Here is a 24540-nt window from a genome sequence, read left to right as displayed (position 1 = left end):
GGCCCCGACACGCTCGTGCTGACCGGCGGCGACGGCGTCCGGGCCGTGTGGGACGGCGGCCGGGCGCCCGTCGGCGACGGCCTCGTCGTGGTGGGGCCCGGCGGGGACGGCGGGCACGTGGTCGCCCCCGGCGGTCCGCCGCCCGACGGGCGGGCGGTGCTGGAGGCGGCCGCCGCGCGCTGGCGCGACTGGTTCGCCCGCATGCCCGCCGTCCCCTCCGACCTACGGGAACGGGCAGAGCAGGCGTGGTGGACGCTCGCGGTCAACCTCGTGCCGATCCAGGGCCGCGAGTCGCTGGTCCCCTCCAAGTACGGCTACGTCGGCCTGTGGAACTGGGACTCCTCCTTCCACGCCATCGCCCTCCGGCACGCCGACCCGGGCCTGGCCAGGGAGCAGATCCGCATCCTGCTCGACCACCAGCGCCCCGACGGGCTGATCCCCGACGTGGTCCACGACCACGGGGTGCTGGCCGAGACCACCGACCTGCCCCGCTCCGACCTGGCCCGGCTGGCCGAGCACGTCGGCGGGCCGCCCGTGCGCGAGGCCGTCCCGATCACCAAGCCGCCGCTCACCGCCTGGGCCGTGTGGAAGATCCACCAGGCCGACCCCGCCCCGGGCTTCCTCGCCGAGGTGTACGAGCCGCTGGTGCGCGCCCAGGAGTGGTGGTTCGCCCGCTCCGACCCCGACGGCGACGGCCTGGCCGAGTACCTGCACCCGTACTCCTCGGGCCTGGACGACAGCCCGATCTGGGACGGCGGGCCGCGCGCCGAGCCGCCCGACCTCAACTCCTACCTCGCCCTGCAGTACGACCGGCTGGGCGACATCGCCGCCGCGCTGGGCCGCGACCCGGGGGAGTGGCGGGTCAGGGCCCAGGCGCTCGTGGACCGCATGGTGGCGCGGCGGTGGACCGGTGCCCGGTTCGTCACCCTGGTCGGCGGGCGGGAGGCGGACGTCCGCACCCCGCTGGAGCTGCTTCCGCTCCTGACCGGGCGGCTGCCCGCCGCCGTCGCCGACCGGCTCGTGGCCGACCTGCGCTCGCCGAGCTTCTGGGGCGAGCGGCCGGTGCCCACGGTCGCGTTCGACGACCCCCGCTTCGACCCCGACGCCATGTGGCGCGGCCCGGTCTGGCTGAACGTCAACTACCTGCTCATCGAGGGCCTGCGCCGGTCCGGCCACCCCGGTACGGCCCGCGAGCTGCGCGAGCGCACGCTGGCGATGGTCCGCGACGGCGGCGGCCTCTACGAGTACTGGAACCCGCTGACGGGCCGCCGGGCGGGTCGGGCGACGAGCGGGTTCGGCTGGTCGGCCGCCCTGTTCCTGGATCTGGCCCGCACCGCCGCCCGCGAGGGGTGACGGCGGTTCAGACGACGGGGTGGGACTCCGGGTGGGCGTCCCACCATCGCCGGAACGCCGGATTGTCGTCCACGTGGTCCTCGAAGGCGGCGGCGAACCCGCGGTAGAGCGCGGCCGCGTCCTGCGGCCCCAGACGGTCGCGCCGCCAGGCCACGGCGAGCCGCGCCACCTGCGGCTCACCGGCGAGCGGCAGCACGACCGTGCCCTCCGCGGCCGGCCAGGTGGGATCGACGAGGCGCACCCCGTGCCCCGCCGCCACCAGCGGCAGGCCGGCCCCGCTCGGGGCGTCGTAGCGGATGTCCGGCTCGAAGCCCGCAGCGCGGCAGGACGCGCGCAGCGCCGCCAGCGAGCCGTCGTCGCCGCCCGGCGGGCTGATCCACCTCTCCCGCGCCAGGTCGCCGAGCCGTACGGCGGAACTCCCCGCCAGCGGGTGCGCCGCCGACAGCGCCACGAAGATGGGATGGCGGGGGACGAGCGTGCGCGTGACGACGGGGGAGCGCAGCGCGATCTCCGTCCCCTCGATCACGCCCAGGAGGGCCGCGTCGAGCTCGCCGTGGGCCAGGGCGTCGGCGAGCAGCGCCGTCGACGGCTCGATCCACAGGGACACGGTCCGCCCGGGCAGCGCCTCGCCGGCCCGCTCGACGACGCTCGCGACACACGCCAGGTGGTTGCAGCCGAGCCGGAGCGCCGACGACGGCGCGTGCGTCCCGCGCAGGTCGTGGACGAGCGCGTCCACCTCATGGAGCACGATCCGGGCCCGGGCGACGACCTGGAGGCCCAGCGGGGTGGGCCGGACACCCGCACGGGAACGGACGAACAGGACGCCCCCCAGGAGCTCCTCGACCTTGCGGAGCTGATGGGTGACCGCCGGCTGGGACAGCTCCAGACGCGCGGCGGCCTTGGTCAGACTGCCGGTCTCGGCGACGGCGCAGACCAGGCGGAGGTGTCTCAGGTCAAGGTCCACACATGGAGTATGTGACATGTGACCGCTGCGAAACAGGTGCGGCCGTGCCGGGCCCCGGGGCGATCCGGGCCTCGGGCCCGTCGTGTCCGAGCCCGTCGTGTCCTGACAAATCCCCATTCGCGAGATTTATGGCCTTATTGATGACTACAGAGCGCGACCGGGCCACACACTCGGGGCCAGCCTCGCATCCCGCGAGACCCCCTGGAGGTCCCTGTGCGCACCAACCGCATGGGCCGGCGGCTCTTATCGTTGCTGGCCGCCTGCGCCCTCGTCCCATCCCTCGCCGCCCCGTCCCTCGCCGCCTCTTCCGCCTCCCGTGCCGTCCCCTCCCGCGCCGCCCTCTCCGCCGCCGCGGCGTCCGCGCGGTCAGCGGCGGAACCACCGCCCTCCAGCCCCTTCGCCGCACGCGCCGACGTGCCGCACGTCGGCGGGTCCCGGCTCGACGCGGCCGACCGGCCTCCCCGTCAGGCCGCCACCGACGCCCTGCGCAGCGACTACGACCTGCCGGCCAAGGCGCCGGAACACCCCCGGCCCTCGGCGAAAACCCAGACGAAGGCCCAGACCAGGGGGCAGGCGAAGGCGGCCTGCGACGTCGCCGACTTCACCGGCCGTACCGGGAGCGCCCTGGTCCGCCAGATCAAGGCCAGCACCCCCGGCTGCGTGAACACGCTGTTCGCCCTCACCGGCGGCGACGCCCGCGGCGCGTTCCGTGAGGCGCAGATGACGGCCGTCGCCCAGGCCCTGCGTGACGACGCCCCCGCCTACCCCGGCGACAACACCATGGCGACGGTCCAGCTCGTGCTCTACCTGCGCGCCGGCTACTACGCGCACTGGTACCACGAGACGGACGTCGGACCGTACGGCGCGGGCCTGGCCACCGCGATCCAGGCGGCCCTGGACGCGTTCTTCGCCGGCCCGCGCGCCTGGACCGTGAGCGACGCCAACGGCGAGGTGCTGGCCGAGGCGGTCACGCTGATCGACAGCGCCGAGCAGAACGCGCGCTACCTCCACGTCGTCAAGCGCCTGCTCACCGGCTACGACAGCACCTACGACTCCTCCTGGTGGATGCTCAACGCGGTCAACAGCGTCTACACCGTGCTGTTCCGCGGTCACCAGGTGCCCGGCTTCGCCGGCGCCGTCCAGGCCGACACCAGCGTGCTCGGCACCCTGCGGGACTTCGCGGCCGGCCACCTCGCGCTGCTGGGCACCGGCCGCGCCTACCTCACCACCAACGCGGGCCGCGAACTCGCCCGCTTCCTCCAGCACCCCGCCCTGCTGGCGACGGTCCGCCCCCAGCTCGGGGACCTGCTCGGCCGCAGCGCCATGACCGGCCCGACCGCGCCGCTGTGGGTCGGCGTCGCCGAGATGGCCGACGCCTACGACCGGGCGAACTGCGCCTCCTACGGCACCTGCGACCTGCGGCGGCGCCTCGCCTCGGCCGTCCTGCCGACCACCTACACGTGCGGCCCGGCCATCAGGATCCGGGCACAGGACATGACGGTCGGTCAGCTGTCCGGCACCTGTTCGAGCCTGGCCGGCCAGGACGCGTTCTTCCACGACCTGGTCCGGGACGGCGGCCCGGTCGCGGGCGACGGCAACACCACGCTGGAGGTGGTGGTGTTCGACTCCAGCACCGACTACCAGACGTACGCGGGCGCGCTGTTCGGCATCGACACGAACAACGGCGGCATGTACCTGGAGGGCGATCCGGCCGCCGCCGGCAACCAGCCCAGGTTCATCGCCTACGAGGCCGAGTGGCTGCGCCCCACCTTCCAGGTCTGGAACCTCAACCACGAGTACACCCACTACCTCGACGGCCGCTTCGACATGTACGGCGACTTCGACGCCGGGGTGAGCACGCCGACCGTCTGGTGGATCGAGGGATTCGCCGAGTACGTCTCCTACTCCTACCGCCGGCTCACCTACGACGCGGCCGTCACCGAGGCCGGCAGGCACACCTATGCGCTCAGCGCGCTGTGGGACACCACGTACGCCCACGACACCACCCGCGTCTACCGATGGGGTTACCTGGCCGTGCGCTACATGGTCGAGCGGCACCGGGGAGACGTGGCCACCGTCCTCGGCTCGTACCGGACCGGGGCGTGGAGCGCGGCGCGGTCCTTCCTGACCGGCACGATCGGCAGCCGCTACGACGCCGACTGGTCCACCTGGCTGGCCGCCTGCGCGGCGGGAGGCTGCGCCGGCACCGTCCCCGAGTGCCCCGGCCCGGACACCCGGCGGCTCGACCGCGGGTGCCGCCGCAGCGGCCTGTCCGCCGGTGACGACGACTACGCGTACCTCTACCTGTACCTGCCCGCGGGAGTCTCCCGGCTGACCGTCACCGCCTCGGGCGGCACCGGCGACGCCGACCTTTACTACAACCCGGCGGCCTGGGCCACCACCACCGCCTACACGCGGCGGTCCGGCTCGGCCGGCAACGACGAGGTCCTCACCATCGACGGGCCGCCCGCCGGCTACGTCTACCTCAGCCTGCACGCGGTCCGGGGCTTCTCCGGGGTCACCCTCACGACCGAGTACTGACGGCCGCACGCGTCGTGGCGGGGGCGGGGCGGCCCCCGCCCCCGCCCCCGCCACGACGGGACATCACTTCACGAGGTAGGCGTCGGAGATGACCTGCTGGACGGAGTTGCCGTCCCTGTCCTTGGCCTCCACCTTGATCGAGACGCTGCCCGGGCCCTTGGGGTTGAGCACGAGCACCTTGTCACCGGGCAGCACGGCGGCCTTCGTCCAGTGCGCGCCCTTGTCGCCGGAGACCCAGACGCCCCGCAGTGACGGCGACCGGCCGCCCTCCGGCGTGACGGTGAAGGTGAACGGCCTGCCGCCCTGGACCGTGTCGTCCCCCGGCAGCCTGAGCTCGTGGCGCAGCCGGATCACCGGCACCTGGGCGCAGGGCTGCTTGTCGTCCCACAGCACGGTGTCCAGGCAGGGATACGGGGCGCTGCCGCTCGCCGGGCGGGCGGAGCGGAACGTCCAGGTGGTCTCGACGCCGGTGCCGGGGTGCTTGCCGGCGAAGGCGTCCTTCCACGAGTTCGTCAGCCGGTACGTACCTGACCCGGCGGGGACGGTGTAGTAGGGCACGCCCAGGTCGTCGTACTCGGTCTTGACCTCGGTGGCGCCGTTGAACAGGTGGACCTCCTCGATGCCCGGCGCGCCCTGGTAGTGGTGGCTCGGGTCGGAGGCGTCGGAGTAGTACCCGAAGCCGACCGGGCTCAGTGCCCGCAGCCGCAACCGGTCGCCCTGGCGGCAGCCGTCGCAGTAGAAGCCCTGGCCGAGCCAGTCCGGCGTGCCGGGGCCGGTCGTGAGCTGGGTGGGCACGATGGCCTCGTTCCAGTCCTCCCGTTCCTGGCCCGCCCGGGTGAAGCCGCGGAGGGAGGTGCCGAAACGCTCGCCGCCCGTGCCCGCGTCGTAGAACGAGTAGGCGCGCTCCCACAGCACGTCGTCGCCGGTGGTGTTGTAGTACTCCGTCCGGGCCGCGGGCGCGGCGAAGGCGTGCGAGCCGCGCACGCTGAGCCGCTGCTCGTCGGTGTAGGTGTGGCTGACCTCGGTGAAGTCCGCCTTCGGGCCCCACGTGCCGGTCGACGGGGTGAACTGCGCGTGGTAGGTGGTGTCGATCGCGGTGAGGTCGCGGGCCTTCGGCGCGAAGCGGAGACGGCCCGCCGTGGCGCCCTTCACGTAGTGGACCAGCTTGTACTCGAACGGGGTGGTCGGCGTGACGTGCAGCGCGGCGCCCGGGTACGGCTTGCGGGCCAGGACCTTGCCGAGCTGGTCGGCCTCGCCGTTGTCCAGCCACAGCACCGGGATCTTGTTCTGGGCCGTGTACGCCGCGTTGCTGAGCAGCCAGGCGAACCGGTCGCTGGTGACCACGCCCGCCGCCCCGGCCTTGATGGCCAGGTCCAGGTCGGTCAGCAGGAGCTGGAGCGAGTCCCGGGCCGGGAGGTGGACGAGCTTGCCGCGCACGTCGCCGCCGCCGCGCATGTCGTCGCCCGTGGCCAGGCTCAGCCGCCGGTCGGAGGCGAACTTCGGCACCAGCGGGTCGTGCTCGCTGACGTAGCGCGGATCGAGCGAGACGCCGGGCACGCTCAGCTCCACCTCGGGAGCACGGCGGACCTGGTCGAACAGCATCATGAAGGTGCCCACGGTGGGCGCCTTGGTGACCGGCGTGACCCAGTACCGGCCCCTGAGGGTCGGCTCGTAGCTGAGCACCGACGCGCCCCCGTACATGCGGCCACCGGCGGTCGTACGGGTGAAGTTCACGTTCAGGAACACCGGCTCCGACTTGCGTGGCGTGCTGATGTCGAGCGGCTCGGCCTTGGTCGCGTCCATGGTGACCGTGGTGTCGGCGTCGAGCTTGAGCTCGGGGACGGTGAGGAAGCCGTACTGGAGGTTGCGGTCCGGCTTGGTGAACCACCAGGGCGTCTCGCCGATGTAGTAGACGCCGCCGTGGGCGAGCTTGAGCTCGGTCTCCAGGACGCCGGGCGTCTCGGTGGCCCGCCAGTTCTCGGTCCACGTGGCCGTCGGCTCGCCCTCGAGGAGCGGGTCGGTGTCGCTGATCCGCGCGGCGGACACGGGCCCGGGGTTGATCGTCCACTCCGGCCGGCCGACGAACCTGACCTTCAGGGTGTGCATCCTGGCCTGCTTGCGGAACGCGATCGGCGCCGTCAGCCGGGTCGTGCCGGTGGTGGCCGTCAGGCGTCCCTCGTACCAGCCGGGCTCGCCCAGCGTGGGCTCGATGGTGAGGGCCGCGGTCGCGGTGCCGCCCGCGGGAACGGTCAGCGACGACGGCGTCAGCGTGGCCATCCCGGACGGCGGCTGCGCGTCGCCGCGCTTCAGCGTCATCGACAGGTCCAGGGTGACCGGCTCCTTGCCGGTGTTGCGGAAGGTCACCTTCCGGGTCATCGTCTGGCCGGTGTACGGGTCGGTGAACCCGGCGTAGACCGTCGCCAGGTCGTCGAAGACCTGCTGGGTGACGGCCTGCCCGATGTCCAGCCGGCCCGCGCCCTGCTCGTGGGGCCTGGCGTCGCCCGGCTTCGCGGTCGCGGTGAGCGCGGTCTTGAGCTGCTCGGGCGTCCAGTCGGGGTGCTGGGCGGCGAGGATGCCCGCGGCGGCCGCCACGTGCGGGCTCGCCATCGAGGTGCCGGACGCCGCCGTGTAGTTGTCGTCGATCGGGCCGCCGCCCGGGACGCTGCTGCCCTCGCCCAGCGAGGTGCCCGCCGCGCGCGCCGCGATGATGTTCACGCCGGGGGCGGTGATCTCCGGCTTGATCGCGAAGTCGTCGCTCAGGCGCGGGCCGCGGCTGGAGAACGAGGCGATCTTGTCCGAGGAGTCGACCGCGCCGACGGTCAGCGCCGAGGTGGCCGCGCCGGGGGAGGCGATCGTGTAGCGGCCGGGGCCCGCGTTGCCCGCCGCGACCACGAACAGCGTGCCGTACGCGGAGGTCAGCTCGTTGGCCGCCTGGCTCAGCGGGTCGGTGCCGTCGGTCGGGTTGTTGCTGCCCAGGCTCATGTTGACCACCCGGACGTGCTGGGTGGCCGCCTGCCACTGCATCGCCGCGATGATCTCGGAGTTGTTGCCGCTGCCCGTGTCGTCCAGGGCCTTGGCGATGGTGAGCTGGGCGCCGGGGGCGACGCCCTTGTACTTGCCGCCCGAGGCGGCGCCGCTGCCCGCGATGATGGACGCCACGTGGGTGCCGTGGCCGACCCGGTCGGTGACCTCCTCGGCGTTGCCGCCGCCGGGGCTGCCCGCGGGGACGAAGTTGCGGGCGGCGACGATCCTGCCCTGCAGGTCGGGGTGGGCGGCGTCGACGCCGGAGTCGATGACGCCGACCTTCGTGCCCGTTCCGTCGAAGCCGGCGGCCCAGGCCGTGGGGGCGCCGATCTGCGGGTTGCTGACGTCGTCGAGCGCCTTGACCTTGCCGTCGAGCCACACCTTGCGCAGGTCGCCCGTCAGGGCCTTGGCGGTGGCCTGGTCACCGCCGCCGAGGGACTGCCAGAACGCGGCGGCCTGCTTCTTGTCGACCTTGATCGCGGCGCCGTCGATGCTCTCCAGCACCATCGGCTCCGAGCCGCCCTTCAGCGACCTGGCCTTGCCGGCGAGGTCGCTCGCCTTGGTCCGGTCCTGGTACTGGACGATGAGCGGGATCTTCGGGGACCCGGCGTCGCCGAAGCCGTTGGCCGCCAGGTAGTCGACGTTGAACAGCTCCTTGTCGAGCAGCCCCTTGGTGACGTAAGGCCCGGCGTCAGCGGGGATCACGTAGTAGCCGTGCTCGTCCTGCTGGGCGTGGTACGTCCGCGCCTCCTCGCCCTCGCGGGGCTCCAGGGTGGCCGACGCGTGACCCGCGGCGTCCTTCCTGTAGACGACGGTGTCACCGGTGACCAGGGTGATCCTGATCGGAGGTATGGCTTTCACCGGCGCTTTCGTGGCGGCGGCCGGGGATGTGAACGTTTTTACGGTCGCCGCGGTGGCCGTGTCCGGTACCGCGACGAGCGGCACGGCGAGGACGGCCCCGAGTAAGGCCACGAGCCTGCGGCGCCGGGGGATGGACAGCATGCGCACAACTTTCTCCAGACATGTGGAACAGGCCATCGTCGCCCGCGCGCGATGGAGATCGTTTCCACGCTGACCTAATCTGGTGATCAGTCAGGGCACAAGTCCGCCGGACGGGCCAAAACCCGCCAGGTGGCGGTAACCCGCCAGCGCCGTCAGCGCGCCTGCAGCGTCACCGGCGCCGCTCGGCGGGAGAAGGGGGCGCCGATGCTCGAAGCGATCGGGCTGTCGCCGGCCGAGAGCCGCCTGTACGCGACACTCGTCGAGAACCCGCGCTCGTCCGCGGCCGAGCTGGCCACGCACTGCGGCGTCTCGACGCTCCTCGCGGCCCGCACGCTGGCCGCCTTCGCGCGCCGCGGCCTGGCCAGCAGGCTGCCCGGCCGCCGCGCCCGTTACGTCGCCGTCGCCCCCGACATCGCGATCAGGCCGCTGCTGACCCGCCAGGAGGAGGAGCTCCACCGGGTGCGCACGGCGATCCACGAACTGACCACGTCGTTCCACCTGGCCTCCCGCTACGCGACGCACCCGGCCGAGCAGGTCGAGGTCGTCACGGGCACCGACAACATCATCAGCCGGGCGTACGCGCTCCAGGACAGCGCCCAGACCATGTTCCGCAACATCGACAAGCCGCCGTACGTCATGCGCGGCCACGCCGACAACGTCGAGCGCGAGCGGCGGATGCTCAAGTCCGGCATCGACTACCGCAGCGTCTACGACCTGGAGTCCCTGGCCGTTCCGGGCAAGCTGCGGCTCATCCAGGACTCGATGAGCCGGGGGGAGAAGGCCCGCGTGGTGGCCGACGCGGCGGCCAAGATGTGGATCGCCGACGACTCGCTCGCGCTGATCCCCATCCGCAACGGGGCGTACTCGATCGACGCGGCGTTCATCCTGCACCAGTCGGCCCTGCTCGACGCCCTGATCGCCCTGTTCGAACGGGAGTGGAGCCGGGGCTTCCCCTTACGCGCGACCCCCCGCCCCGCCACCCCCATCCCCACCCCCACGTCCGAGGTGGCGGAGCCTGACGAGCTGACCAGGGATCTGCTCGCGCTGCTGGCCGGCGGCCTGACGGACGAGGCCATCGCCCGCGCCCTCGGGCTCGGGCTGCGCACGGTGCAGCGCCGCATCCACGCCGTCATGCGCGACCTGAACGCCATCACCCGCTTCCAGGCGGGCCTGGCGGCCAGGGAACGCGGCTGGATCTAGAGGGAGACGTCGGGGTGAAGCACGAGGCGTCGCGGTCGGGGCGATGCTCCTGCCGGCGGCGGCCGAAGGAGCGGCGGTAGGCGGCGGGTGTGGTGCGCATCATCACGTGTGTCGGGCGAGTTCATCGACTGCGGCCGCACGCTCGGCATCAGCATGATCGAGCGGTAGCGGGGCCTCTCCTGTCGCCTGTCGCTGCAATACGGTGATCGGCGACACGAAGGGAAAACCGATGAGACGCACGACCGCGGTCGCCTCGCTGGCCGCCACCCTCCTGCTCGCCGGCTGTTCCGTGACCATCCCCGAGCCGGACCAGAAAGGCATCGTCTACGACGCCGGCACGTTCTCCGACACGACGTTCCAGAACTGCGTGGACCCGGGCGTCCGCGACGTGTCCGGGTGGGGCGACAAGGGCTACGTCTACCCGGCCGGGCAGCGTACGTTCGAGTTCGCCGCCGACCCGAACGACCCCGACGGCGTCAAGACCAAGCCGGGCGCCGAGTCCGGGCCGCTCACCATGTGGACCAAGGATCCCCTGGAGATGCGGGTCTCGGGCGTGGTCACCTTCTCCCTGACCGGCGACTGCAAGACCCTCCAGCGCTTCCACGAGCAGATCGGCCTCAAGTACGAGGCCTACACCGACGAGGGCTGGCGCAAGCTGCTCAGCGTCTACGTCGGCCAGCCGCTCGACCGGGCCCTGGACGCGGCCAGCAAGGAGTTCGCCTGGCGCGACCTCACCTACGTCAACCCGCAGGCCAAGCAGCAGTGGGAGGCGAAGGTCGCCGAGTACATGAGCCAGTTCCTGAGCGAGCAGGGCGGCACCGCGTTCTTCGAGCGGTTCTCGGTCACCCTCCAGCAGCCGCAGCCGCCGCTGAAGGTGCGCGAGGCGATGGCCGCGGTCCAGCAGGCCCAGGAGGAGAACACCGCCCAGAAGGCGAAGAACGCCAAGGCCCGCACGGAGCTGGAGGCGATCAAGGAGCTGAAGGACGTGCTGGGCGCGCAGGGCGCGGTGATGTGGCAGGCCGTCAAGGACGGCCGCATCCAGATCATCGTCACCGACACCGGCCAGATCAACATCACCCCGAACAAGTCCGGCGGCAACTGATCTCGACCGCGGCGGGCCGCCCGGAATTGTCGTCCCCGTGGTGCACGATGTGATCTTCCTGACGGGCGAGGAGGGTCACGGGATGGATGACGACGTACTGGATCTGCACGAGGCGGCCGAGGACGGCTCGCTGGCGGAGGTCGTGGAGCTGGCGGCGCGCGTGGCGGACGTCGACGCGGAGTACGAGGGCCGCACCGCGCTCTGGGTCGCGGTGTACGAAGGGCGTCACGACGTCGCCCGCGCTCTCGCGGCCGCGGGGGCGGACCCGTGGCGGCCGATGATGAGCGGCTGGTCGCCCGGCCGCCTCAGCCTGGCCGGTCCGGAGCCGGGCCTGTTCCGGCGGCCCGCCGGGATGAGTGGATTGACGGAGGATGAGTCCGCGGCGGTGGTGGAGGCCGGGCGGCTGACGGCGGTGCTGGGCGAGATCGAGTACGACGGTTTCGGGCTGGCGTGCGTGGCCGGGATCAGCGCGGCGGAGGCGGCCCGGCGGCTGGAGGCCACGGTCGAGGTCGTCGATCCGGAGGAGTTCCTGGACGAGATCGACCCCTCCGCCGAGGAGAGCCTGGCCTTCGTCGGCGTCACCGACGTGCCCGGCGGTTGCGTCGTCAGCCAGCCGTGGGGGTACGTGCCGCAGACGCCGGGCGTCACCAGGCGCCTGTCCGTGGGCACCCTGTGCTACGGCATGTACGCCAACCCCGCGAGCGGCCACCAGGGGAGTGTCGCGCGCGACGGGGAGATCGTCGGCTGGGACCTGCATCCCGGCGGCTCGCCGTGGGAGGACGACGGGCCCCGGGAGGTGCTCCTCTCGTACCTCTACCAGGGGAACCCGGAGGCCTACTGCTGCGCCTACGCCGGGCTGCGGCTGACCGGCGAGCGGGCGGTCACCGGTCCGCCCGACGTGTGGCTGTGCCTGCCGGAGCGCGACTACTGGGCCTGACGGCCGGGCTTCGCCCGACCGGCTGCGGATGTGCCGCGGCTCGCGTGCGGTGACGGCGTACGGCGTCGCGGTTGGCGCACCGCTGGGAACAGTAGCGCTGCCGCCCGGTGCGTGAGGTGTCGGCGAAGATCGTCGCGCACTCGGTCACCGCGCAGCGCCGAAGCCGGTGCATGCCCCGCCCCACCAGGTGCAGCGCGGTGCCCACGGCGATCAGCGAGGACAGCACGGAGCCGAGCGGCAGCAGGTCGTCGCGGAAGTGCAGGTGCCAGCCGCTGCCGGCGTGGTCGGTCAGCCGAGGATGGGCGGCCCACTGCGCCAGCATGCGGTTGACCAGCTCCGCGCGCTCGCGCTCGCCGGTGGCGTCGACGACCTTCTCCCATGCCTCCAGCGCGGCCAGGGTGCGGTCCAGGTCGTCGGGCGTGACCGGGCGTTCCAGCACGAGCCCGGCGGCGCGGCAGCGGTCCGCCAGCTCCCCGGCGGTGGACGGGCGCCGGTTGGCCAGGTCCGCGGCGAGGTTCACCGCGTCCTCGCCGTAAGGGTTGAGGTGCATAAGACCATTACACCAGTCTGGTCCGCGTGACACAGCACATGGATGTACGGCTGAACGCCGCCGGTGCGCCGGAGCGGTACCGGTGGGTCGTCCTCGCCGTCGCCACCTTCACCCAGGCCGCCTCCGGCTTCTTCGTGCAGGGCATCGGGGCGATGGGCGTCCAGCTGCAACGCGACCTGCACGTCGGCGCGGCCGAGCTGGGCCTGCTGCTCTCGGCGGCGCAGCTCCTCCCGCTGGTCGGGCTGCTGGTGGCGGGAGAGTTGCTGGACCGCTACGACGAGCGCTGGGTCGTCGGGATCGGGGCCTGCGTCGTCGCCGTGAGCCTGGGCGTGGGCAGCGTGGCGCCGGGATACGCGTCGCTGCTGCTCGTGCTGCTGGTGGTCGGCGCGGGATACAGCACCGTGCAGCCCGGCGGCAGCAAGTCGGTGGCGTCCTGGTTCGACGCGTCCCGGCGGGGGCTGGCGATGGGCGTCCGGCAGGCGGGCGTGCCGTTCGGCGGGCTCGTGGCCGCGGCCGTGCTGCCCGCCCTCGCCGCCGCGTACGGATGGCGGGCGGCGCTCCTGGCCGGCGGGCTCGTCGCGCTGCTGGGCGCCGTGCTCTTCATGAGCCTCTACCGCCGGCCGCCCGTCCCGGCTCTTCCCGTCGAGGATGCCGCCCGTGACGGGGAGCCGCGGGCGTCGCTCGGCTCCCGGCTGCGGATGCTCCGCGAGCCGTCCATGGTGCGGATCCTGCTGTCGGGGACGTGCATGGTGTCCGTGCACAGCGGCATAGGCGTCCTCACCGTGCTGCACCTCCACGAGGCGGCCTCCGTCGAGGCGGGGGCGGCGGCGCTGGTGCTCGTGGCGGTCCAGGGGGCGGGCGTCGCCGGTCGCGTGTGCCTGGCCGCCTGGAGCGATCGCGCCAGGTCCGGGCGGTACGCCTACGTCCTGGTCTGCATGGTGGCTGTGACAGCCGGGATGGTCGCCCTGATGACGCCGCTGGGCCGTACGCCGGTGACGGCCTGCCTGCTGTTCGTCTGGCTGGGGTTCTTCGGCATCGGCTGGTTCGGCCCCTGGGTCGCCCACCTGGCCGAGTCGGCGCCGCCCGGAAGGACGGGCTTCGCCCTGGGCCTGGCCATGGCTGTCGCGCAGGTCGCCATCTTCCTGGCGCCGCCTGCCCTCGGCCTGCTCAGGGACGTGACCGGCGGCTTCACGGCGGACTGGGGCCTGCTGTCCGCGATGACCGCCGCCACCGTGGTGATCACGGCTCGCGGCGGGACGTTCAGGCGGAGGGCCAGTTCCTGAGAAGGGCGTCGAGGGCGTCGAGCGTCCTGGACCACGAGGCGTCCACGTCGCGCGGGTGGCGCCGGAACCCGCCGGCCGTCTCCAGGCTCACATATCCGTGGAACGTGCCGTGCAGCATCCGCACCGCGTCGGTCTGGTGGGGCTCCGGCAGCTCGTAGCCGCGCAGGATCGCCCGCGTCATCTCCGCGTGGCGGCGCGCCGGGCCGACGATCGCCGTCTCGTCCTCGAGCTCCATCTGGCAGGCGGCGTACCGGCCGGGATGCTCCTTCGCGTAACCGCGGTAGGCGTTGGCGAAGGCGGCCAGCGCGTCCTTGCCCGCGCGGCCGGCCAGGGCGTCGGAGGCCCGGTCGGCCAGCTCCGTCAGGGCCAGCGCCGCGACCCGGACCCTCAGGTCCCGGATGTCCTTGACGTGGGAGTACAGGGCCGCGGGCTGGACGCCGAACCTGCGGGCGAGCGCCGAGACGGTCACGTTCTGGAAGCCGATCTCGTCGGCCAGCTCCGCCGCGGCCCGCGTCACCCGTTCGGCGGTCAGTCCCACTCGTGCCATGCGCCCCCTTCCCGTCCTTACAGTCTTTAAGTATTTGCATACTACCTTTAAGGGGAGCTAGCCTCCCCGCCCATGAGACCCGTCACCGAACACGACATCCGCGCATCGTTCGTCAACTGCTCCAAGGGGGAGGCCAAGCGGCTCGGCCTGCCCCGGGAACTGGCCGGCCATCCCTGGGACGACCTGGACTTCCTCGGCTGGCGAGATCCCGGCGCGCCCGAACGCGCCTACCTCGTCACCGAACGCGACGGCCCCCTCGTGGGAGTCGCGCTGCGAGTCACCTCCGGCGCGTCGCGTGCCTTCACCTCGCGCAGCATGTGCTCGTTGTGCCTGACCACGCACACCAGCGGCGGTGTGGCGCTGATGACCGCGCGCCGGACCGGCGAGGCCGGTCGCCAGGGCAACACGGTCGGGCAGTACCTGTGCGCCGACCTCGCCTGCTCCCTCTACGCGCGCGGCAAGAGGGAGGCGGCGGGCGGAGGCGTGGCCGACGAGTCCCTCACCCCGGAGGAGAAGGTGGCCCGGATGCGGGCCAACCTGTACTCCTTCCTGGACAAGGTGGCCGGATGACCACCCGCGCGGCGATCGGTCACGCGGGCGAGGCGTCGAGCTGGGCGCGGAGCCGGGACTTGCCCGAGCGGTCCAGCCAGGTGCCGAAGTCCATGAGGCCGGGGTGGATCTCGCGCAGGGGTGCCACGTCGGTGTCGTAGTACGTCTCGCCGGCCCAGGTGAAGACCTTCGCCGCCTCGGGACTGTGCTCCCAGAGGACGTCGAGCGGGATCCGCGTGTGAAATCTGGTCACCTGTGCGCTGAACGCTTGACGATGGGGGAAGCCAGGCGCCAGAGGGAGGTGACCTCCGCGCTCCTCGCGGCGTGGAGAGGGTCGGCGGCGTCTCTCGCCCGTGGGTGGCGGGGCCGGGTGTCGATTCTGCCCACGACGCGCAGGCCGGCCGCCTCGATGGCGGCCAGCAGGTCGCGGCGCGTCCGCAGCCCGAGGTGTTCGGCCAGGTCCGACAGGACGAGCCAGCCCTCGCCGCCCGGCCGCAGACGGGAGCCGAGCCCGTGGAGGAAGTCCCGGAGCATGGCGCCGTCCTGGTCGTAGACCCCCTGTTCCAGGACCGAGGCCGGCCGGGCGGGAATCCACGGGGGATTGCACACGACGAGGTCGGCGCGGCCGTCGGGGAAGAGGGCCGGCCCGGTGACGTCCACCCGCCCGGCCAGGCCCAGCCGGCGGACGTTGTCGCGGGCGCAGGCCAGGGCGCGGGGGCTGATGTCGGTGGCCACGACGCGGCCGAGTCCCCGGCGGGCCAGGACGGCCGCGAGCACCCCGGTGCCCGTGCCGAGGTCGAACGCCGTGCGCGGACCGGTCCGGGGCCCGGCAGGCGCAGGGAGCGGGGCCCGCGCGACCAGGTCGACGTACTCTCCCCGGACCGGCGAGAAGACCCCGTAATGCGGATGGACGCGGGCGCCGAGGGCGGGGACCAGGACGCCCTTCCTGCGCCACTCGTGCGCCCCGATCACGCCCAGCAGCTCCCTGAGGGGGACGACCGTCGGCTCGCGCGGCGGCCCCGTACGCCTCCGCGCACGCCAGGCGTACGTCCGGGGCCCTGCGCAGACGCAAGGAGTGGTCGTCCTCCAGGAGCACGAGCAGTTTGCCCAGCACGCGGGCCCGGTGGCCGCGTGCCCGGCGCTGCAGGTGGAAGGTCTCGGCCGGGCTGTCACCCGTCCCGGGGGGTACGCGGTCGAGACGCCGGCTCATCGCCTGGAGCAGGTGACGTCCGTTGTGGAAGTCGCCCCGCCACAGCAGGGCGGTGCCCTCGCGGGCCAGGCGGCAGGCGGTGTCGGCCTTCGTGCGGTCGTCGGCGACGACCACCCGGCCGGGGGACGGTGTCGCGCTCTCGGAATGCAGGCGGGCGGATCGGGACGTGCCGGCTTCGGTCCAGTGGACGATGGCCACCAGATGCTCCTCGTGGTCGAACGTGCGGATGGGGCACGAGGCGCACGTCGACGAGGAGCAGGCCGGACGCGTCCGTGCCGTGGCACGGACGCGAGGGAAAGGGCAGGAAGGGCTACCGCTCCCGCGTCGAGGCGCGCGAGGAGCGGTCGCCGAGAACCATGCCGAGTGTCACGGGTCAGCCCTTTCCGAAGACGGGCCACAAGGCTCGCACAGCCCCGCGTCCACCGGCAAACCCGCCCTGGCGCGCGGGCGGGCTCGCCGCCGTGAAGGGGCACGCCGCCGGAGACGGCCGCCGTGCGACGCTCAGCGGTCCACGTGCAGCTGTCCGAACTCGACCAGCGGGGTGGCGCCGGAGAAGTTGCGGTCCACCTCGGCCCGCTCGGCCGCGCTCGGGTTCGCGTTCGTGCAGCTCACCGGGGCGCTGGAGCCGGACATCAGGTCGGAGCACAGGCCGGTGCGCCGGTCGGGGAGGCCGAGGATGTGGCCGATCTCGTGGGCGGCGATGCGCACCGGGTTGTAGCCCTGTGAGGTGGCCTGCCGGCCCATCCAGATGGTGCCCCGGCCCAGGCTGGTGGGCAGGGCGCGCGGCCAGCCGTTGTCGGCCGTGACCACGAAGTGGGCGGGCGTGCCGGCGACAAGGCGGACATTGCTGACTCTGGAGTTCCAGATCTGCGCGGCCTGGTCCACCGCGCCGCGGAACTCGGCCGCCCTGCCGGCGTCGTACCGGAGGGTCTGGACCAGGGCCGCGGCCTGCGCGGGCGAGGTGGCCGGCAGGAACGCGAGGGTGAGAACGAGAGAGAGCGCGAGACGGAGGGGTCTTGGCATCGTGTCTCCTCGACAGTGGGGGGTGCTGTCACGGTAGGCGCGACGGCGATGCCCGGGGACAAGCCAGTTTCCCTCTATCGCGATGCTATGGATCAGCCTGCCGCCTTCCGCGGCACCCGCCGAGCGGCCCGTCAGGGCGCCGGCGGCCCAGAGGGGAGGGGCCCAGAAGGAAGAGGTCCAGAAGGAAGGGGCCCGGAGGGGAGGGGCTCGGGCGGGGCCGGCTGGGGGCGCGGGTCGGCGAGTTCGTGGCCGGAGCGAGCCGCCCAGATCACCATCAGGGCGCCCGTGGCTCCCGTGGCGTAGAGGAGAACCTCCTCTACGCTGGCGAGCATCCCGTTCACCAGCATGGCGACGACCGGCGCCACCATGCCGGCGATGCCGTACCGGACGGTGGCCCGCCGCCAGCGGCCGTCCCAGCGCTGCGCCCGCAGGACCAGCACCATCCAGACCCAGGCCGCCAGGGCGCAGGTGAGGGACAGCCAGTCAGGCGCGGACCAGCCGATGGCGTCCAGCACCTCGACGACGGCGAGGCCTCCATAGCCCAACACGCCCGCGGCCCACGCGAACCCAGCATGCTCCAGGTTGCGTCCCAGCACCGGCGGGAACAGCACCACCAGCATCCCTCCGATGAGGACATTGACCACCGTCGCCCACCAGGGCCAGGACGGCAGGAGCGGGACGAGCAGCGAGAGCGCCGCCACCACGTACAGCGCCACCCTCAGCCGCCCCGTGTCGCGGTCCAGTTCGGGCCGCGGACCCGCCAGCGGCCCCCGCAGGCTCACCCACAGGGCCCAGGCCCACGCCATGCCGGTCAGGACCGGGACGAGCACGTTCGGCGACGTCGCCGTGATCCCGTCGTCCGCCTCCACGAACAGGGTCAGCCGCCACAACAGGCCGGGGGCGCCGGTGGTCAGCGCGACCACACCGGCGACCACGACGCCGACGGCGTACACACCAGTGACGAGCAGGGCAGGAATGCCTGAACGGTAACGACGGAGCACGTGACACTTCCCGGGGGGTGAAGGGGGTGAAACCCTCACCTTAGCGATCTTGCGGGGCTCGTCAGGGCCTGTTGTCCTTGCCGTCCAGCCACAGTGTGTCGGACTCGTCGCGGTGGGAGCCGGAGCTGCCGACGTGCTTGGCGTCGATCCGCGGGCCCTTCTTGATCACGTGGACCAGGGCCATCGCGTGCCCGCGGCCGAGGTCGTGGTCCTGCTTCAGCCAGTCGATGATCACCCCGGCCCTGGTCGAGGGGTCGTCGAAGCCGCGCTCCTTCGCCAGGGCGATGAACTCGCGGGGCGTCAGCCCGGTCTTGTCCTCGATGTTGTCGAGGTACGCCTGGAAGGACATGTGTCGCTCCGTTTCGTCGGGGATCAGGCCAAGTGAGCAGCAAGCTTGTCTTTTGCAACCAAAGTTTGTCAACTGGAGTACGGCCGACCTGCCGGGGCCGGCCGGCCCCTGGCGTCACTCGGCAGGTCGACCGGGACCGTGGGCGCCGTTGAAACAGCCGGTTGTCGAGGCCGGATAAGTCAATGACTGCTTCGGCTTCGCGGCTCGACCCGCTGAGGAGGACGATGAGATCCCGGCTTCTTCTCCACCTGTGCCGGATGAGACAGTCCGGCTACACCCCGGACAGGGTCGACGTGACCTCCATGGTCATCCCGGGCCCCGGCCGGTAAGCCTCCGATGGGCAGCCGAGCCCGAGCCGGCTCGCCGGCCGGCGCGGGTGGTCCTGGGCGCGGCCGGCGTCGTCGGATGCTTCGCGCTGTTCGAGGCGGCGGGCCGTTTCGGGCTCATCCCCCGCGACGTGCTGCCGTATGCCTCCACGGTGCTGGCCGCGGCAGGCGAACTGGCCCTCGACGCGGAGTTCCGCGGCCACGTGCTCATCACGGTGAGCGGGTGCGCGGCCGGGCTGGCCATCGCCGTCGGACTCGCCGTGCCGGCCGGGCTGGTGCTGGGCGCCCTGCCGGCCGTGGAGCGGTCGGTGCGGCCGCTGGTGGAGTTCCTGCGGCCGATCCCGTCGGTGTCGCTGATCCCGCTTGCCATGTTCCTCTTCCCCGACAGCGCCGACGCCAAGACAGCTCTCGTGGTCATCACCTGCTGCTGGCCGCTGCTCGTCAACACCCTGTACGGCCTGGCGGACGTGGACCCGCTGGCCAAGGAGACCCTGCGCGGGTTCGGTTTCGGCGCGGTGGCCGTGGCGTTCAGGGTGTCGCTGCCGAGCGCGGCCCCGTTCATCGCCACCGGCGGCCGGATCGCGCTGAGCGCCACCGTCGTCGTGGCGGTGAGTGGGGAACTCATCGCGGGAGGCGAAGGCGGGATCGGCGTCTTCCTCGTCCAGGCCGGCGGCGCCGACCGGGCCGATTGGCTGCCGGCGGCCACCGTCTGGACCGGGCTGCTCGGGCTGGCCGCCAACGCGCTGTTCACCGCGGTCGAGAAGCGACTGTTCCGCTGGCACTGGGCGCGCACCGAGGAGGCGCCATGAACGGCCTCCTCGCCCGGGCCCGCTGGTACTGGCTGCCGCCTGTGACGATCTGCGCGTGGGAGATCACAGCGCGACGACTGCAGGCCGTGTACTTCCCCCCACCTTCCACCGTCGTGGCCACGATGCACGGCATGTGGTTCTCCGGTCCCGCCGGCCGGTGACCGATGAGGCGATCGCCGATCTGCTGCCCAGCCTTGCCCGGCTGTTCGCCGGCTGGGCGCTGGCGTGCCTCGCGGGGGTCGCGCTGGGGCTGGCCATGGGCCGATGCGCGACACTGGCCGCGCTGGTGGAGCCACTGCTGCACTTCTGCCGTTCGGTGCCGCCGTCGAGTCTTCTCCCCGTCTTCCTTCTGCTGTTCGAGATCGGCACCCCGATGCAGCTGGCGGCGATCGCCTACGGCGTCATATGGCCGGTTCTGATCAACACGATGGACGCCGGACGCCACGTGGACCGGCGGTGTCTCGAGATCGGGGTCGTCTTCAAGCTGAGCGCCGGCACACGGCTGCTGCGGATCCTCCTGCCCGCGGCCGCGCCGAAGATCTTCGCCGGCCTGCGGCTCAGCGTCTCCCTGGCCCTCATCATGATGGTGGTCTCGGAGCTGTACGGCAGCAGCGAGGGCATCGGCCATCGCATGCTGGAGGCGCAGAGCAGGATCGACATCCCCGCGATGTGGGCCGGCACCATGCTGGTCGGCGCCTTGGGCATGCTGCTCAACGCCGGTTTCCTCGCCGCGGAACACCGCCTGCTCAGGCGGCACCCCAGCCGGCACCGCCCGCATCCGCTGGTCAGTCGTACAGGCGCCTGATCACTTCCGCCTGCCTGGCGGCGAACCACTGCCTGCCGGGCGCGCGGTGCCGCGTTCAGCCCGTCAGGTCGCCCGAAGTCATGCCTGCCGTACTCCTCGGCCCACAGCCAAGGCTTGACCCGGCTCAGCAGGTTCGCCATCCCGGGCCGGCGCCGGAACCGGCGCAGCGCGGCCAGGTCCAGCTCCGCGGCGGCGACCAGCGACTCACCCGCGCCGGCCTGGGCCAGCGCCCGGCCCTCCTAGTCGATCAGCTCGGAGCCGCCGTTGGTGGAGTCACCGGGGATGGAGATGCCCACAAGCCCGCCACTGTTGGCGGAGACGACGTAGGCCAGGTTCTCCACGGCCCTGGCCCGGCGGGCGATCGCCTTGGGGGTGAGGGCAGGGGAGGAGGCTTCGGAGGTGGGGTTGACGAGGATCTCCGCCCCCCGCAGAGCGAGCGCCCGGGCCAGCTCGGGGTGGAGGATCTCCTCCGAGGCCACCACGGCGAGGTTGCCGATCTCGGTGCGGGCCACCGGCAGGACACCGTCGATCCCGTAGATCTCCAGGTAGCGGTCCCACACGTCGCACGGGCTCGGCGTGAACATCGAGTGCAGCCTGCGATAGCGCAGCACCGGCTCGCCGGCGGGGGAGAAGACGACCGTGGCCTGGAAGTACAGCTCGGGAACGTGGCTGTTGGTCTCGTAGGCGTTGACGCACAGGTAGACGTCGTGATCGCGGGCGACCTGGGCCAGCGCCCGATACTCGGCACCGTCAGGATCGAGGGCCGCCTTGACCCGCCACTCGGCGACGCTCTCGCCCAGCGGAAAACCCGTCATCGCGTACTCCGGCAGCACCACCAGCCGCAGGTCGGGGCCGATCCACCGCTTGGAGGCGCCGACCTGCTCGCTGACGCGATCGATCGCGGCGCGGATCTCGCCGCGCGGATCGCCGGCGGCGTTGACATGACGGCATCAGGAGCAGCCCGTCAGCCTGCCCCGTCAGCGGGTTCCTGACCGCGCTGGTGCGTGACGTCATCATTCCTCTGCATTCGGCGAAGTCGTCGATCCCGTGGGGTTCATACCCCTGTTCCGCCTGGAGTGGATCATTGCTTGTCTTTGACAACCACGGTTTACCGACTGGAGTGTGCGATAGGATCGCACCATGGCGAACCGGGAGTACGGGCAGTTCTGCGGTCTCGCCCGCGCGATGGAGATGGTCGGCGAGCGATGGAGCATGCTGATCGTCCGCAACCTGCTGACCGGGCCGCGGCGCTTCACCGACCTGCGCAACGGCCTGCCCGGCATCCCGACCAACATCCTGTCGGCCCGCCTCAAGCAGCTCGAGGAGGCCGGCCTGGCCACCCGCCGCGCGCTGCCGCACCCCGAGCGTTCGGTCGTGTACGAGCTCACCGGCTACGGGCACGACCTCGAACCGGCACTGATCGCGCTGGGCCGCTGGGGCGCCCGGACCCTGGACGAGCCCCGCCCCGGTGAGGTCGTCACCGCCGAGTCGATCGCCATGTCCTTCCGCACCACCTTCCGCCCGGACAAGGCCCAGGGGATCACCGCCGGGTACGAGGTCCGCATGGGCGGCTTCACGCTGCGCCTCCAGGTCACCGACGGTGCGCTGACCGGCGGCATCGGCCCGCACCCCGCCCCCGACCTCGTCATCGAACGGCTCACCGGTCACCCGATCCGCGAGCTGATGAGCGGCGCGAAGAGCCCCGAAGACGTGCTCGCCGAGGGTGGCCTGCGCGTGGAGGGCGATCCCGCGCTGCTCGACAGGTTCGCCGAGATGTTCCGCTTCTGACCAGTGGACCGGTGCCTTCCCCGGTGACGATGTCCCCTCTTGGACACATGATCGGCGCCCTGTCCACGCGCCGATCTCCGTGCGACGATGTGCCTCCAGCCGTCCCCTCCGCCGACGAGCTCAGGCGGGCCGCGGACGACGATCGCGGGTTCGTCCTCGCCCAGGCCAGGGCCGCGGAGGAGGAGGGGCGGCGGCGCGGACCCGGACTTCCCCGGCTCGTTCGCGGCCCTGGCGCGGGCGCAGCGCGAGATCGGCCGCACGGATGTCCTGGCCCGCTCCAGCCTCCAGGACATCCGGGCCGCCTGGGACCTTCCCGCGCTGCCGGGAAGCGGCCAGGCGTCACCGCCGGACCTGGAGGACTCAGCCGCCCCGCCTCCTCAAGGGGGGGCCGGGATGCGCACCGTGAGCAGGGCCACGTCGTCGTCGTTGTCCGCGGGACGGACATGGTCGATGAGCACGTCGCCCAGGGTGCCGACGGGCCGGTGGGCCAGCGAGGCGGCGTACCGGCTCAGCCGGGACATCCCTTCGTCCAGCGACCGCGTGGGCGACTCGATCAGGCCGTCGGTGTAGAGCACCAGCGTGGACCGGGGCGGCAGGTCGACGGCGGCGTCGCCGCGGACGGTGGGGATGCCGGTGCCCAGGAGGAGGCCGTGTCCCTCCTCCAGGAAGCGGGTCCGCCCGTCCCGCTCCACCAGCAGCGGCGGCGGGTGACCCGCGTTGGTCCAGTGCATCCGCCATCCGCCGTCGTCGCGGCGCTCCAGCCGGGCGAGGACGGCGGTGGCCATCGTGGTCTCGGCCATGCGGGCCACCGCCTGGTCGAGCCGGTCGACGATGACGCTGGGCGGATCCTGGCTCGCGCCGGCGTAGGCGCGCAGCATGTTGCAGACCTGCGCCATCCCGGCGGCGGCGTCCAGGTCGTGGCCGACCACGTCGCCGATCACCAGGGCCGTGGCGCCGCCGGGCAGGACGAAGGAGTCGTACCAGTCGCCGCCGACCTGGGAGGCGTGGGGAGCGGGCCGGTAGGAGGCGCTCATCTCCAGCCCGGGCACCGTCGGCAGCAGGGGGAGCAGGTGGCGCTGCATGGTCTCGGCGACCCGCCGTTGCCGCTCGTACAGGCGGGCGTTGTCCAGCGCCAGCCCCGCCCGGCGGGCGATGTCCTCCACCAGCAGCAGGTCGGCGGTCGTGAACGCCGCCGGCTGCCCGGAACGTCCCAGTGTCAGGGCGCCGACCACGTTCCGCACGCCGCGGATCGGCGCGATGCACGCCGAGTGCATGCCCGTCGCCCGGAACAGCTCCTGCTGGGCGACCGCGATCCCCGAGTCGGGAGGCCCCTGGTAGGTCTCCGGGCCGACGAGCGTGGCGGTCACCCCGCGCAGCGCCCGCGACAGCGGCATCGGCGACTCCTGGGGAACGGGCGGCATCGGGCCCTCCAGGTCGTCCCGGTACGTCAGGAGACCGTTCTCGTGGTGCACGACGGCGGCGCGCGACACGCCGCCCTCCTCGGTGAGCAGGTCGATCACCGCCCAGTCCGCCAGCAGCGGCAGGACCAGGCGCACGAGCTGGCGTAGCGTCTCCTCCACGTCCAGGCTGGCGGTGAGCGTCGTGGTCGTCTCCGCGAGCAGGGCGAGCCGGTCGAGCTGCGACATGGAGGCCGCCGCGCCGGTCGTCTCGTGCGGGGCCGGCGCGGATGAGGACGTCTCGTGGAAGATGACCAGCGCTCCCGTCACGCCCCCGTCGAGCCGGCAGGGGGTGACCATCCAGGAGACCTGCATCAGCAGGCCGTCGCCGCGCGCGAACCATTCCCGCTCGCCCTGCGCGGTGCCGCGGGTGATGAGGGTCTGCCTCATCACGCACTGGCTGCGCGGCAGGGGCTCACCGTACTTGCCGCGGTGCAGCAGGTCGTGGGCGTCCCGGCCCAGCAACTCCTCGGTGGGGCGGCCCAGGAGCTGTTCGGCCCGGGCGGTGACCTCCACGATCCGGCCGCGGTCGTCCACCACGTACGCCCCCGCGTCGGAGAGGTCGGGCAGCCGGCGGGGACGCGTGCCGTCCACCGTCCACGACGGGCCGGCGTCGCCGGTCGGCACATTCATCGACGACGCTCCCTTCCCTGCCGGCGCGGACGGGAGGGCCACCCGTCTCGCCACAGGAGCCTAGACGAACGCCGGACATGCTGGGCA

General features: G+C 72.6%; 22 protein-coding genes. 11 read left to right on the top strand and 11 right to left on the bottom strand.

Annotation, left to right across the window (positions count from 1 at the left end):
- Positions 1-1353 (top strand): glycogen debranching protein (locus tag AB0H81_RS20385; RefSeq protein ID WP_358376523.1); only part of this gene is annotated, 1353 nt, incomplete at its 5' end.
- A 7-nt stretch (positions 1354-1360) separates the two neighbouring features.
- Here the strand turns inward: AB0H81_RS20385 and AB0H81_RS20380 are convergent.
- Positions 1361-2317: a LysR family transcriptional regulator gene (locus AB0H81_RS20380; RefSeq protein WP_358376521.1), complete on the bottom strand. Its 957-nt coding sequence runs from the start codon at positions 2315-2317 to the stop codon at positions 1361-1363.
- 213 nt (positions 2318-2530) lie between these two features.
- Here AB0H81_RS20380 and AB0H81_RS20375 point away from each other — a divergent pair, with 213 nt between their 5' ends.
- Positions 2531-4858 (top strand): M9 family metallopeptidase, encoded by a 2328-nt coding sequence (locus AB0H81_RS20375; protein ID WP_358376518.1) that lies wholly within the window; start codon positions 2531-2533, stop codon positions 4856-4858.
- Positions 4859-4921: 63 nt separating this feature from the next.
- Here AB0H81_RS20375 and AB0H81_RS20370 read toward each other — a convergent pair whose 3' ends face one another.
- Positions 4922-8743 (bottom strand): S8 family serine peptidase, encoded by a 3822-nt coding sequence (locus tag AB0H81_RS20370; RefSeq protein ID WP_358376515.1) that lies wholly within the window; start codon positions 8741-8743, stop codon positions 4922-4924.
- Between the two features lie 345 nt (positions 8744-9088).
- Here AB0H81_RS20370 and AB0H81_RS20365 point away from each other — a divergent pair, with 345 nt between their 5' ends.
- From AB0H81_RS20365 to AB0H81_RS20355, 3 genes are all read left to right on the top strand, one after another.
- Positions 9089-10084, top strand: coding sequence for a helix-turn-helix domain-containing protein (locus AB0H81_RS20365; RefSeq protein WP_358376512.1), 996 nt, complete (start codon positions 9089-9091; stop codon positions 10082-10084).
- A 229-nt stretch (positions 10085-10313) separates the two neighbouring features.
- Positions 10314-11186, top strand: a complete 873-nt coding sequence (locus AB0H81_RS20360; protein WP_358376510.1) for an SPFH domain-containing protein — start codon at positions 10314-10316, stop codon at positions 11184-11186.
- Positions 11187-11268: 82 nt separating this feature from the next.
- Entirely contained in the window at positions 11269-12123 is an 855-nt protein-coding gene (locus AB0H81_RS20355) for an ankyrin repeat domain-containing protein (protein WP_358376508.1), read from the top strand.
- On the opposite strand, the gene AB0H81_RS20350 is transcribed toward AB0H81_RS20355, so the two are convergent.
- A complete protein-coding gene (locus AB0H81_RS20350) occupies positions 12068-12673 on the bottom strand; it encodes a CGNR zinc finger domain-containing protein (protein WP_358376505.1) in 606 nt (201 codons plus the stop codon). The genes AB0H81_RS20355 and AB0H81_RS20350 overlap by 56 nt on opposite strands.
- 26 nt (positions 12674-12699) lie before the next feature.
- Between AB0H81_RS20350 and AB0H81_RS20345 the strand changes: the two genes are divergently transcribed.
- Complete coding sequence (locus AB0H81_RS20345) at positions 12700-13956, top strand: MFS transporter (protein WP_358376502.1); 1257 nt, start codon at positions 12700-12702, stop codon at positions 13954-13956.
- On the opposite strand, the gene AB0H81_RS20340 is transcribed toward AB0H81_RS20345, so the two are convergent.
- On the bottom strand, positions 13934-14503 hold the full coding sequence (locus AB0H81_RS20340) for a WHG domain-containing protein (RefSeq protein WP_358376499.1): 570 nt from the start codon (positions 14501-14503) through the stop codon (positions 13934-13936). The two genes, AB0H81_RS20345 and AB0H81_RS20340, sit on opposite strands and share 23 nt — an antisense overlap.
- Before the next feature lie 72 nt (positions 14504-14575).
- Here AB0H81_RS20340 and AB0H81_RS20335 point away from each other — a divergent pair, with 72 nt between their 5' ends.
- Positions 14576-15073 carry an FBP domain-containing protein gene (locus AB0H81_RS20335; RefSeq protein WP_358376496.1) on the top strand — a complete coding sequence of 166 codons (498 nt, stop codon included), beginning with the start codon at positions 14576-14578 and terminating at the stop codon, positions 15071-15073.
- Between the two features lie 19 nt (positions 15074-15092).
- On the opposite strand, the gene AB0H81_RS20330 is transcribed toward AB0H81_RS20335, so the two are convergent.
- The 5 genes from AB0H81_RS20330 to AB0H81_RS20310 form a co-directional block, all read right to left on the bottom strand.
- Positions 15093-15305: a hypothetical protein gene (locus AB0H81_RS20330; RefSeq protein ID WP_358376493.1), complete on the bottom strand. Its 213-nt coding sequence runs from the start codon at positions 15303-15305 to the stop codon at positions 15093-15095.
- Positions 15302-16024, bottom strand: a complete 723-nt coding sequence (locus AB0H81_RS20325; protein ID WP_358376490.1) for a class I SAM-dependent methyltransferase — start codon at positions 16022-16024, stop codon at positions 15302-15304. Before AB0H81_RS20325 ends, AB0H81_RS20330 begins: the two co-directional genes overlap by 4 nt.
- Positions 16025-16763: 739 nt before the next feature.
- Positions 16764-17285 carry a snapalysin family zinc-dependent metalloprotease gene (locus AB0H81_RS20320; protein WP_358376488.1) on the bottom strand — a complete coding sequence of 174 codons (522 nt, stop codon included), beginning with the start codon at positions 17283-17285 and terminating at the stop codon, positions 16764-16766.
- Between the two features lie 131 nt (positions 17286-17416).
- Positions 17417-18286, bottom strand: coding sequence for a hypothetical protein (locus AB0H81_RS20315; RefSeq protein ID WP_358376485.1), 870 nt, complete (start codon positions 18284-18286; stop codon positions 17417-17419).
- A gap of 61 nt (positions 18287-18347) precedes the next feature.
- Entirely contained in the window at positions 18348-18635 is a 288-nt protein-coding gene (locus AB0H81_RS20310; protein ID WP_358376483.1) for a DUF4287 domain-containing protein, read from the bottom strand.
- A gap of 376 nt (positions 18636-19011) precedes the next feature.
- On the opposite strand from AB0H81_RS20310, the gene AB0H81_RS20305 reads away from it, so the two are divergent.
- From AB0H81_RS20305 to AB0H81_RS20295, 3 genes are read left to right on the top strand one after another with little or no spacing between them, the layout of a single operon-like run.
- Positions 19012-19770, top strand: a complete 759-nt coding sequence (locus tag AB0H81_RS20305; protein ID WP_358376481.1) for an ABC transporter permease — start codon at positions 19012-19014, stop codon at positions 19768-19770.
- On the top strand, positions 19767-19931 hold the full coding sequence (locus AB0H81_RS20300) for a hypothetical protein (protein ID WP_358376479.1): 165 nt from the start codon (positions 19767-19769) through the stop codon (positions 19929-19931). The genes AB0H81_RS20305 and AB0H81_RS20300 overlap by 4 nt, the downstream gene beginning before the upstream one ends.
- The gene (locus AB0H81_RS20295) at positions 19928-20575 is read left to right on the top strand and encodes an ABC transporter permease (protein ID WP_358376476.1); all 648 of its coding nucleotides are present in this window, start codon (positions 19928-19930) and stop codon (positions 20573-20575) included. Before AB0H81_RS20300 ends, AB0H81_RS20295 begins: the two co-directional genes overlap by 4 nt.
- 239 nt (positions 20576-20814) lie before the next feature.
- On the opposite strand, the gene AB0H81_RS20290 is transcribed toward AB0H81_RS20295, so the two are convergent.
- Positions 20815-21411 (bottom strand): nitrilase-related carbon-nitrogen hydrolase, encoded by a 597-nt coding sequence (locus tag AB0H81_RS20290; RefSeq protein WP_358376473.1) that lies wholly within the window; start codon positions 21409-21411, stop codon positions 20815-20817.
- A 304-nt stretch (positions 21412-21715) separates the two neighbouring features.
- Here AB0H81_RS20290 and AB0H81_RS20285 point away from each other — a divergent pair, with 304 nt between their 5' ends.
- Positions 21716-22363 (top strand): winged helix-turn-helix transcriptional regulator, encoded by a 648-nt coding sequence (locus AB0H81_RS20285; RefSeq protein ID WP_358376470.1) that lies wholly within the window; start codon positions 21716-21718, stop codon positions 22361-22363.
- Between the two features lie 377 nt (positions 22364-22740).
- Here the strand turns inward: AB0H81_RS20285 and AB0H81_RS20280 are convergent, their stop codons facing one another.
- Positions 22741-24453: a SpoIIE family protein phosphatase gene (locus tag AB0H81_RS20280; protein WP_358376467.1), complete on the bottom strand. Its 1713-nt coding sequence runs from the start codon at positions 24451-24453 to the stop codon at positions 22741-22743.
- Positions 24454-24540: the final 87 nt, after the last annotated feature.

The sequence above is a fragment of the Nonomuraea sp. NPDC050691 genome (genome assembly GCF_040654455.1).
Classification (GTDB): Bacteria; Actinomycetota; Actinomycetes; order Streptosporangiales; family Streptosporangiaceae; genus Nonomuraea.
The sequence above is the reverse complement of the archived record's forward strand: the minus strand, read 5'-3'. Positions and strand labels throughout refer to the sequence as shown.